General features: G+C 34.2%; 6 protein-coding genes. All 6 read left to right on the top strand.

Annotated elements, in window-relative coordinates:
- Positions 1-8 precede the first annotated feature (8 nt).
- The 6 genes from ACRDEC_RS13280 to ACRDEC_RS13255 all read left to right on the top strand — a co-directional run bounded on the left by ACRDEC_RS13280 (position 9) and on the right by ACRDEC_RS13255 (position 11467).
- The gene (locus ACRDEC_RS13280) at positions 9-1646 is read left to right on the top strand and encodes an MBL fold metallo-hydrolase (protein WP_431498844.1); all 1638 of its coding nucleotides are present in this window, start codon (positions 9-11) and stop codon (positions 1644-1646) included.
- A gap of 42 nt (positions 1647-1688) precedes the next feature.
- Positions 1689-4085 (top strand): TonB-dependent receptor domain-containing protein, encoded by a 2397-nt coding sequence (locus tag ACRDEC_RS13275; protein ID WP_431498843.1) that lies wholly within the window; start codon positions 1689-1691, stop codon positions 4083-4085.
- Positions 4086-4099: 14 nt separating this feature from the next.
- Complete coding sequence (locus tag ACRDEC_RS13270; RefSeq protein WP_431498842.1) at positions 4100-4804, top strand: thioesterase II family protein; 705 nt, start codon at positions 4100-4102, stop codon at positions 4802-4804.
- A gap of 117 nt (positions 4805-4921) precedes the next feature.
- Positions 4922-5281: a hypothetical protein gene (locus tag ACRDEC_RS13265; protein WP_431498841.1), complete on the top strand. Its 360-nt coding sequence runs from the start codon at positions 4922-4924 to the stop codon at positions 5279-5281.
- 11 nt (positions 5282-5292) lie between these two features.
- Positions 5293-6930, top strand: coding sequence for a cyclic peptide export ABC transporter (locus tag ACRDEC_RS13260; RefSeq protein WP_431498840.1), 1638 nt, complete (start codon positions 5293-5295; stop codon positions 6928-6930).
- A gap of 88 nt (positions 6931-7018) precedes the next feature.
- Complete coding sequence (locus ACRDEC_RS13255; protein WP_431498839.1) at positions 7019-11467, top strand: amino acid adenylation domain-containing protein; 4449 nt, start codon at positions 7019-7021, stop codon at positions 11465-11467.
- The last annotated feature ends 27 nt before the right edge of the window (positions 11468-11494 follow it).

Raw genomic sequence — 11494 nt, 5'->3', positions numbered from 1 at the left:
CAAATACCATGAGAGTACATAATGAAGATTTAGTTTACATCAAACCTAATTTAGTAATTGAGCCATTAATTGACAACTGGTATGCGTGGCCACATATTGTTTCACCTGCTACAGCTGCAATGAATATCAAGTCAAGACATTTGAAAATCATGAAATCGTATGTTCAGAACCCGATGATTCATGCGGCAGCGGTTAAAAACCCAAAAATGTTGGGTGGCCCTTTTATTGATTACAACGGAGGACGTGTAGATGAAATCCAATCGTTAATTGACAACACTACAGAAAAATGCGCTAAATTATTGAATCTTAATGATGATATTCTGGAATTGCATAACATGCTTAAAAACAGTGCCAAAGGGTATGCTTTAATCGATTTGTATTCGAAAATACCGGAAAGCCTGCAAGGATTGGTTGAATTGGTGTATGATATTAATAATAATCCGTCTTTCCGTTTTTTTGAATCGTTATTGTATGAAACCGAGTATTATGATGAAACGATACAGAGTGTCAATCTTTTTTTAGTTTTAGATGATGACTCAAGAAGTTTTGTTCTTAGCACGCCAAAATTAGGTTCTCCGGAAATTTTGAGATTAGACATACCCTTTAACAGTGAGAAAATCGACCGTCTGTTTGAAATGTCACTGGAACCTAAAAAATACAGTGAAATAGTGGAAATATTTGATATAACCGATGAAGATCAGAAAATTTTATTCAGAACATTTTTCACTACAGAAAAGCCTAAAGAATATCAGAAATACGATGGAGACGGAGTTCTGACAAGATACTTTGGACACGCCTGTATTTTAACAGAAACAAGAGATACGACAATTTTAGTTGACCCTATCATCAGTTACGGATACGAAACCGATATCTCAAGATTCTCTTACGAAGATTTACCTGAAAAAATTGATTATGTGCTAATTACACACAATCATCAGGATCATATTTTATTTGAAACACTGCTGAGAATAAGAGGCAGAATAGGTCACATTATCGTCCCTAAATGTAGTGGAGGAAATATTCAGGATCCGAGTTTGAAGCTTATGTTTGAAAAAATCGGATTCAAAAACATTATAGAATTAGGTGATATGGAAATTAAGCATTTTCCTGATTTTAAAATTACCGGTTTGCCATTTATTGGTGAGCATTGTGATTTGGATGTTAGAAGTAAAATATGCCACAGTATCGAGTTTAACGACGGATACAGAATGTTATTTGCAGCAGATTCATGCAATATTGCGCCAAAATTATACGAAAGAATCCACAAAGTAATTGGTGATATTGATGTTGTTTTCTTAGGAATGGAATGTCATGGAGCTCCTTTATCTTGGCTTTACGGACCATTATTGCCTAATCCGATGCAAAGAGATATGGATGAATCCAGAAGATTGGCAGGATGTAACTTCGAACAGGCAAGAGCATTGATTGATGTATTTTCCGCTAAAAATGTGTTTGTGTATGCTATGGGTATGGAGCCGTGGCTGAAGCATATCAGTTCCATTAAATATACCAGTGAATCAGAACCAATTGTTCAATCAAATCAACTTTTGGAATACTGCCGAAATAAAGGGGTAGAATCAGAAAGATTGTTTGGAGAGAAAATAATAGAATATAAATCTGTAGTAAATGAGCTACAAATTAATTAGTTTAGCGGAATTTAACAATCTAAATAGTATAAAGATACAAAAATGAGAGATAAAAACAGGTTTAAAAGCGCTATTCTCCTATTGCTTTTTTTTAGCATTTTAACCAATGCGCAAACCAAAATCAACTTAAAAGGAACGATTTCGGGTAAAATCGTTAGTGAAAAGTCAGAACCGATGCCCTACGCGAATATAACCGTATTAGATTCAGACAGAAAGGTCCTTTTAGCAGGAATAACTGAAGCAAACGGAGTGTTTGAAATGGCTGTTCCTTTACAAAAACTATTTATTGAAGTAAGTTATAACGGATATATTACCCTTTCAAAAGAAATAGTTTTGGATGACTCCAATAAAAAATCCAATCTGGGTGAGCAAAAGCTGCAACTTGATGTGAACTTTCTTAATGAAGTTGTCGTTGTTGGCCAAAAAAGCACACTTTCATTCAAAAGAGATAAAAAAGTATTCAGTGTTGGGAAAGACATCCTTGCACAAAGTAATTCTGCTTTGGATATATTGGAAAATATACCATCAGTTACAGTAGATGCAGGCGGTCAGGTGAGTTTAAGAGGCAATTCGAATGTGACGGTATTAATAAACGGGAGACAATCCGGACTTACATTAAATAATGCATTGGATCAGATTCCTGCGATTAATATCGAAAAAGTAGAAATTATCTCAAACCCTTCCGCCAGTTATCAGGCTACCGGTTCCGCCGGAATATTGAACATCATATTGAAGAAAAACAAAAAAGACGGAATAAACGGTCAGATGACTCTAAGATATGGAGTTCCCATCGATTCAAGGATAGGAAGCTCTGTTAATTATAAAACGGACAAGCTGAATTTTTTTGCTACTATCGGTCAGCGTTATACGGATTATATAGGTAAATACAGTTCCAATCAGATGTCCAATCAGTTGGGGGCGAACAGGACATTGCATCAGTTTGAAGACGAAAACAGACATGATGACGGAAAATTATTCTACGGAGGATTTGATTATTATTTTAATGATAAGGAAACCCTTACGCTTGCCTATAATATCAATGTGACAAAAGACACAGATAAGTCACTTATCGGCTATGATTATTATACCGAAAATTTGGCTGACAGTGTTTTCGTAAGAAATACAAAATCTTTGGAAAACAGAAGTTACAATCAGCTGGAATTGAATTATTTGAAGAATTTTGAGAAAAAAGGCAGGAAATTAACTGTGGACTTTCAGTATGATTTTTGGAACAGTACAAAAGACTGGAACATCAATACTCAGAAGACAATGCCCGTCATGGAAAGTTCAAAACAACTGAGAACAAACAACCTAAACGGGAACAAGGATTTTGTTTTACAGACAGATTATAGCACACCTATAAAAGAAAAAGGGAAACTGGAATTTGGTTTAAAAGGAGAGCATCGTAATGTTTCAAATAAATACCTGGCAGAAAATGTCGTCGGCAATCAATGGCAGGTTTTTAATGGGCTGGATAATGATTTAGATTACAAAGAAACAATAGGAGCTGCTTATGTTCAGTATGGTGGTGAGTGGCGTAAATTCGATTATCTTTTAGGACTGCGTGATGAGTTTACATCGGTTAAAATTGAAGATGTGAATCAAATGTTTGCCAAAAACATCAATTACAACCGCTTGTTTCCTACGGTGCATTTGGGTTATACTATTTCTGAAAAATCAGGATTGCAATGGAGTTACAGTAAAAGAATCAACAGACCTTCTATTTGGGATTTGAATCCTTTCAATGAAATAAAAGATTTCACCTATCAATTTGCCGGTAACCCTAATTTAGATCCGGAATATACAGATGCATTTGAATTTGCAGCCAATAAGAATTTTGATAAAATTTACCTGAATGCTTCATTATACCATCACAGGACAAAAGATTTTATGCAATACTACGTATACCAGGATGCAGACAATTCTTTTGTGGCATTACCGGTTAATTTAGATTCAGAAACCAAATACGGATTTGAAACTTCGGTGAATTACAATCCTATAAAAAGACTAAGCTTGTATTCCAGTTTTAATTTTTTCAGGTTCTCACAAAAAGGTATATACGAGGATCAGGATTTCGATTTTTCCAATCAATACTGGCAATTTCAAATGAGAGCACAAGTAAAATTTCCTAAAGAAATTAATTTCCAGGGATTTTTAAACTACGTCGGGAAAAGCAGAAATGCACAATCGGCAACAGCCTCGAATTATTATCTGAATTTATCGCTGAATAAAAGTTTTTTATCGAATAAACTAACTGTTGGGTTTAATGCCATCAATGTTTTGGATTCAAGAAAAGAAAAACAGGTAACAAAAAATGAGAATTATACTTTGAATAGAATTTCTAACCGAAATGCGGAGCAATTTAATATCACGCTTTTGTACCGTTTTGCCGAGAAACAATTTAAAGAAAGACAGGTAAAAGACAGTAACAGAAATTAAAAAGCAATGAATTTATGCAGTTATTTTTATTACACTTTGCCGGAGGCAGTACCTATTCTTATGATTTTCTAAAAAAACACATTAAGACGGATATACAATTCATTCCATTGGAATTACCGGGAAGAGGAAAACGGTCTAATGAAAAATTAGTAAAAACTAAAAAAGAAGCGGTTGAAGATTATTTTAATCAGATTATAAAATTAAGAAACCAGTCGCCATTTATTGTTTACGGGCATAGTATGGGAGCCACATTAGGACTGAGTGTGGTTTCAAAATTAGAAGAATCGGGGCATTTCCCGGAACAGCTGATTGTTACCGGAAACTCAGGGCCTGGGACAAAAAAGGAAAAAGAAATTATACGCCATTTATTGAATGATTCCGAATTTAAAGACGAATTAAGAAGATTAGGCGGTGTTCCTGAAGAAGTACTTTTGGATGACGAATTGTACGATTATTTTGCCCCTATCATGAGAGCCGATTTCGAATGTCTTGAAAAAGATTTCTCTTTTGAAAAAGAAATAATAGTCCGCACTCCGCTTTATGCCATGATGGGCACAGAAGAGGAGACCTGCGAAGAAATTGAGAACTGGAACAAGTTTACTGATTCTCATTTTAAATATAAAATATTGGAAGGAAATCACTTCTTTATTTACAACCATTCTGAGGAAATTTCAAGAGCATTACGAAGTTCTTTCCTCAAAACCATGAAGGCTGTTTAGGCATTTAAGTCGCTTCATTTTCTTTGATTCAGTATCAATTTACATTGCTTCAGAAGGCGTTTTTGTCTCTGAATAAATCGCTATACACATTTACCAATTTAATTATAAAAAGATATTATGGATAATACTACGGAAGAAGTATACTATATCTTAAACGGATATATATACATATTTGACATAAAAACCAATATTCAGGTTAAAGACGAGTTTGAACCTATCATAATCAATGATGTGACTGTTTCGGAAAACTTGTCGATGAAGTTTAAATATATTTTAGGAAGTTTAAATTTTATGCTCAATGAAACCATTTCAACAGAGAGCAATAGCCACAAAAAACAAAACCTTACACTCAAGATTATCAAACTTCTATTAAAGATAACCGGAATGTTTGACGGAAATACCAATCTGACAGATATTGAAGAGAAAATCAATCAGATCGATGCGGAAAGAATGGAGTTTAAACTAATATTAACCTAAACGTATTCAAGGTGCTAAAAATCAAAAAAAGGGAAATTATTTATTTACTGCTGTATGCTGTCCCGAATACCCTATTGACATTTGCAATAGTGTATATCATTAACAATGTTATGGCAGGGAACGACGCCTTCCTCAGCAGCTATATGTGGATTGTATTTACTGCTGTTCTTGTATATACTTATTTGTTAAACATTATTTTCCAGAAGAAACTGAATAAATTTTCTTTCAATTTGTTGTATGAAAATGAGAAAAAAGTTTTTAAGCAAATATTAAGTGTGCCGCTATTGCGATTGGAACAATTCGGTTCTCAGCGATTTTATACGGTTGTGGAAGATTTAAGAACCTTCTCTTTGTTGCCTTACACTGTCACGCATACTATCAATTCGATTCTGATGCTGGTATTATGCCTGATTTATATGTTTACACTTTCATTGGTATCAGCCTTAATTGTTTTAACCTTAATTGTTTTGGTAGCGCTGTGTTACTTTTTTGTAATGAATACGATGTCCAAAAAAGTGAATCAGTTAAGAGAATATAATGACGGTTATTATAAATCTGTAGATGATGTTATCAGAGGATTTAAAGAGCTTAAAATAAGTTTTTTAAGAAGAGAGAATTTAATGAATAAATTTATCATTCCCAACAGAGATGCCGCAATGAATCTGGATTTTAACATCAACTATGTGTTTTTGTCCATAAACCTGATCAGCCAGTACGGATTGTACTTTGTTGTATCGGTTATTTTATTTGTATTGCCGGCATTTGAATTGCTTTCAAGAGAAGATGTTATCGCTTATGTAGTGATTATTTTGTTCATATCCGGGCCTATCAACAATATTATTAATTTACAGCAACTGTATACCCGATTTTTTGTAGCCAATTCAAGAATTTCAAAGTTCATGAAGGATTTTGAAGTAACGGAAGAAGAAATAAATACCGAAAAAAGTGAGCTGAAAGATTTCGAATCGATAGATTTCTCCAATGTCGAATTTTCGTATCCTAGTAAAGATGAAGATGCTTCGTTTAAATTAGGACCAGTAAACTTAATGGTTCAAAAAGGAGAAACTCTATTTATAGTTGGAGGAAATGGCTCAGGAAAAAGCACATTTATAAATTTACTCACAGGGCTTTATAAACCTGCTGAAGGGGAAATAATTATTAATGCCGAAAAACACAATAGTGAGAACCCAGCCGACATACAAGATTTGATTTCCGCAGTGTTTACTGATAATCACTTGTTTTCTAAAAATTACGACAACTATATTCTGGAGCAGAATGAAGATTATGTTGGGTTACTAAAAATGATGGAGATGGGCGAAGTTGTCTTAGATGACAAAGAGGAATCTGTAAGGAGGAAATTTTCGAAAGGTCAGAGTAAGAGAATGTCTTTAATATTCAATTTACTGGAGAAAAAACCCGTCTTGATTTTGGATGAATGGGCAGCAGATCAGGATCCTCATTTCAGGAAATATTTCTACGAATATCTTTTACCGAAATTTAAAGAAGAAGGCAAGACAATAATAGCAGTTACCCATGACGATGCCTATTTTCACTTGGCGGATAGAATCATAAAATTTGATTATGGAAACATTGTCAAAGAAATAAAAACAACTACCAAAGAAGAACTGACCGAAAACATTTGGGCATAATTTAAATAAACTTTTCAATCAAAGATGACTCATACAATCTTCATTTATCAGAAGATTGCAGGGTTTCTTATTCTTATTTTTTATTAAAATGAAACTCACACTTCCACAGCAAGATGTTTATTTTGAGCAATTGATGTACCCTGACGATCCAATCTATAACATAGGAGCCAAAATCGTTATTAAGGGAGATATTGTTTATGAAATACTAAATCAGGCTTATATACAATTAATAGACCAGCACGATTCTTACAGAAGCACCATAAATCAGACTAATGATCAGGTAACAATTAATACTATTGAAAAGCATGATTCTTTTTTAGAATACATGGATTTTTCATTTAGTCAAAACGCTGATGTTGAGGCTAATGAATTTATGCGGCAAAGATTTCAGGTAGCTGTTAAATTAGATACAGGAACACTTTTACACAAGTTCATACTTATAAAAGTCAGCGAAAAAAGTCATTATTTATTCTCTGTATATCACCATATAATTACCGATGGCTGGGGAACTTCTCTGATGTTTCAGCGATTGGTGAAAAATTACAACGAAATACTGAATTTCGGACATGTAACTTCTGAATATCCGTATACTTATCAGGCTTTTGCTCATGATGATCAAGCGTATTTTTTATCAAAAGATTACGAAAATGATCAGACCTATTGGAGAGAAAAATTCCAGCATCTTCCGGAACTACTATTAGAGAGAAAAAATTCCAGCAGCAGACCGAATCAAAGTAAACGGAAAGAAATAACAATAAAACGTTCTGTTTACAATCAGTTGGAACAAATCAGTAAGGACATGGGATGTTCGACATTTCATACCATATTGGGCGTGTTGTATCTCTATTTCGGAAGAAAGCACCAAAATAATGATTTTAGCATTGGTCTTCCGGTATTAAACAGAGGTAAATCCGTATTCAAGAAAACGGTAGGATTATTTATGGGCATAGCTCCTTTACGGATACAATTTAGTCCTTCAGATAATTTTGAAGAGCTCATCAAAAACATAAAACAACAATTACGTCAGGATTACCGCCATCAAAGATTTCCTTTAGGCAAATTAATTAAAGAACTGGGTTTATTCCAGGAAAGCGAAAGACTTTTCAATATCACACTATCTTACGAAAAACAGGATTATTCGGATCATTTTATAAATACTCAAACAACTGTAATTCCGCTGTCTCATAATGCAGAACGAGTTGCTTTGGCTATTTATATTCGTGAATTTGACCCGTCGGAAGATGTAAAAATTGACTTTGATTATAATGTCAATTACTTCAATCAGGAAGATATTACAAGGCTTTCGACTCATTTTGAAATGTTGCTTTCAGGTGTAATCGATAATCCTGCGAAACCGCTTTCCGAGTATCAATATATCACCGAAACAGAGAAAAAGCAGTTATTAGAGCATTTCAACCAAACACAATTCAAGTATTCTGAAACGCTTACGATGATGGATGTTTTTAAGGAACAGGTATCCAAAACTCCTGATAAAATAGCTTTAGCAGATCAGGAAAAAGAGGTAACATACAGTGAATTGAATAGCTATTCAGATGCAATAGCAAGCTATCTGCAAACGCACACAAATACCGATAGCCCTTTGCCAGTGGCTGTTTTAATGGATCGCTCAGTACATCTTGTAGCTACTTTATTAGGAGTGCTAAAATCGGGAAACGCTTACATTCCTTTAGACCCTTCTTTTCCAAAAGACCGTCTGGAATATATCATTGAGCACAGTGAAGTACAGCAAATTATTACAACCGGTAATTTAAAATACAGCTTGAATTTAAACAAGGAATTGATTGCCGTTGAAGAGATATTGAATAAGGGAATTAATAGGGAACAGGCTGAATTAAAAAAACCGTCTTCTGACAATACAGCTTACATTATTTATACTTCTGGTTCTACAGGGAATCCTAAAGGTGTTGCCATTAGTCATAAATCATTGCTCAATTTTTTAATTAGCATACAACAGAAACCTAAAATCGAAGAGAAGGATTATCTGTTTTCCGTTACAACACAATCTTTTGACATTTCTATACTTGAATTTTTTACACCGCTACTTTTCGGAGCGTCTCTTTATATGGCAAGTCAGGAGCTTTTATCCGATCCTTTGGCTATTGTCACAGCATTGGAAGAATTGAAACCAACCATAATTCAGGCGACTCCCAGCTTTTACCAAATGCTTTATAATGCCGGTTGGAAAGGGAATATATCAATAAAAGTGTTGTGTGGCGGAGATTTATTAAGTGAAACATTGGCAGAAAAACTGCTGGAAACAACGGCTGAATTATGGAACATGTACGGCCCTACAGAAACAACAATCTGGTCCGGATGTAAAAAAATTACCAAAGCAGGTGAAGCGTCAAATATTGGCAAACCTATTCACAACACAGAATTTTATATTCTGGACGAAGCTATGCAGCTTTTGCCTATTGGCAGCGTCGGAACTATTTATATTGGTGGAGACGGTTTAGCACAAGGGTATTTCAAAAATGAAGAATTGACTAACGAAAAATTTATCCGAAGCCCATTTAATCAAAACAAGAAAATATACAATACAGGGGATTTAGGGAAATGGAATGGAGAAGGAGAAATAGAATTTCTGGGACGTAATGACAATCAGGTAAAGATAAGAGGATACCGCATTGAGCTTGGTGAAATTGAAACCAAACTAAATCATATAGAAAATCTTAAAGCCTCTGTAGTGGTAGCACAGAAGAATGCCAATCAGGAAGCGGTTTTAATTGCCTATGTGATTATGGATATGCAAAAGTTTGATTACCGTTCCATTATCAATGAACTGAAGAAAGAATTACCTGAATACATGATTCCTTATAGTATACTATGTGTAGAGGAATTTCCATTGACGCCTAATAAGAAAGTAGACAGGAAATCGCTTTCAATGCGTGAGATAATGTCCAAAAACACGGTGTCTTTTCACGAAGAGCCGGTTACGGAAATAGAGAAAAAACTCCATAGTTACTATAAAGAAATAATGGGTACCGAAAGTAAAATAAGTACAACCGATAATTTTTTTTCATTGGGCGGGCATTCGCTAAATGCTGTAAAACTGATCAACCGGATCGACGAACAACTACATTACAGAATAACCCTGAAAGATGTTTTTGATTATCCGGACATACAATCCCTTTCAAAGTATCTGGAGAAAAAAGGGAAAAGTGAAAATACCAGTATAATGCCTGCTGAAAAAAGCCCGTATTATCCGATGACCCAGTCGCAATACGGTATTTGGTTAGCATCTCAATTGGAAGAAAAATCAATAGCATACAATATGTCTGCGGTATTCGAAATCCAAGGCGAGATCAATAAGTTGGCTTTGAATCAGGCTTTTTCAGAAATACAGAAAAAACATGAAACCATGAGGACTCATTTTATAGAAATAGAAGGGGCTCCATATCAAAAAATTATAAAGCCAGAAGAATCAAATTTAGAGATTCATGAGTTTTTTCAAGAGAAAGAAGAAATAGGAGAATCGTTAAAAACCTATATAAATAAGGCATTTAATTTAGAAAGAGAAGCCCTTTTAAGAGTTGCATTATTCCATCAGAAGAAAGGTACTTCACATCTGGTATTTTCGACACATCATATTGTAATGGATGGATGGTCTCTGGAAATTTTAATAAATGAGTTTGCCAGCAAATACAAAGCAATAGTAGAACAGCAACAAGAGCAACAGAGTCATCCGTTAAAGTTTCAATTTAAAGATTATGTCATTTGGCATCAGAAACAGCTCAAAACCACCAAGGAGAAAAATCAGCTGTTTTGGGATGCTCATTTAAAAGGGTACTCATGGAAAAACAACATGCTTTTTAGTGCCGAATCTTTAGAAGAAAAGCATACCCTGGCAGATTGTAATTTTATATTTGAATCTGTAAAATCTGACCAGATTAATGTATTTGTACAAAAATATAATGTGTCAATTCATACGCTTTTGGCAGGAGCTTTCAATATGCTTGTATATAAAATGTATGGGAAAGATGATTTTTGCATTGGAACCGTTAACTCAGGAAGGACACACCCTGAGCTCCATAATCAGATAGGAATGTTTGTAAAAACGCTGCCTTTGAGAACAAACCTGAATCCGGAACTGGCTATTGAAAAAATCCTTCATCAGACACATCAAAATCTGTTATTGATTGACAGTCATCAGGATCTTCCTGAAAGCATTCAAAATAAACTGAGATTGGATGTTTTGCTGGTATTGCAAAATCCATCATTTGATTACAAAAACATTTCCTTAACTGAGAACCTCAATTTACAATTAGTTCCGGTAAATGCGGCTTACAGCAGGCTTCCGTTGCTAATCACTTTTGAAGCAAATAGTGAAAGTCTGTCAGGAAGTATAAACTATAATACTGAAAACCATACCAAAGAAACAATCGAATTAATCAAATTAAAATATGAAAAATTATTGGCAGAAATTATTAAAAACCCAGAAAAGTCTTTAGAATCAATAGATATAGAGCTGTCCTTTGAAAAAGAGAAAAGCATTGAAATAGGTTTAAATTTTTAAACCTGAAAAATTAAAAAATCTAAAAAA

This window comes from Flavobacterium sp. (assembly GCF_050696275.1).
In the GTDB taxonomy this organism is placed as follows: domain Bacteria; phylum Bacteroidota; class Bacteroidia; order Flavobacteriales; family Flavobacteriaceae; genus Flavobacterium.
This window is presented reverse-complemented; position numbering and strand designations above follow the sequence as displayed.

Coding starts and splice junctions, on each gene's coding strand:
- ACRDEC_RS13265 (WP_431498841.1), top strand. CDS start 4,922: ATGGATAATACTACGGAAGAAGTATACTATATCTTAAACGGATATATA.
- ACRDEC_RS13280 (WP_431498844.1), top strand. CDS start 9: ATGAGAGTACATAATGAAGATTTAGTTTACATCAAACCTAATTTAGTA.
- ACRDEC_RS13255 (WP_431498839.1), top strand. CDS start 7,019: ATGAAACTCACACTTCCACAGCAAGATGTTTATTTTGAGCAATTGATG.
- ACRDEC_RS13270 (WP_431498842.1), top strand. CDS start 4,100: ATGCAGTTATTTTTATTACACTTTGCCGGAGGCAGTACCTATTCTTAT.
- ACRDEC_RS13275 (WP_431498843.1), top strand. CDS start 1,689: ATGAGAGATAAAAACAGGTTTAAAAGCGCTATTCTCCTATTGCTTTTT.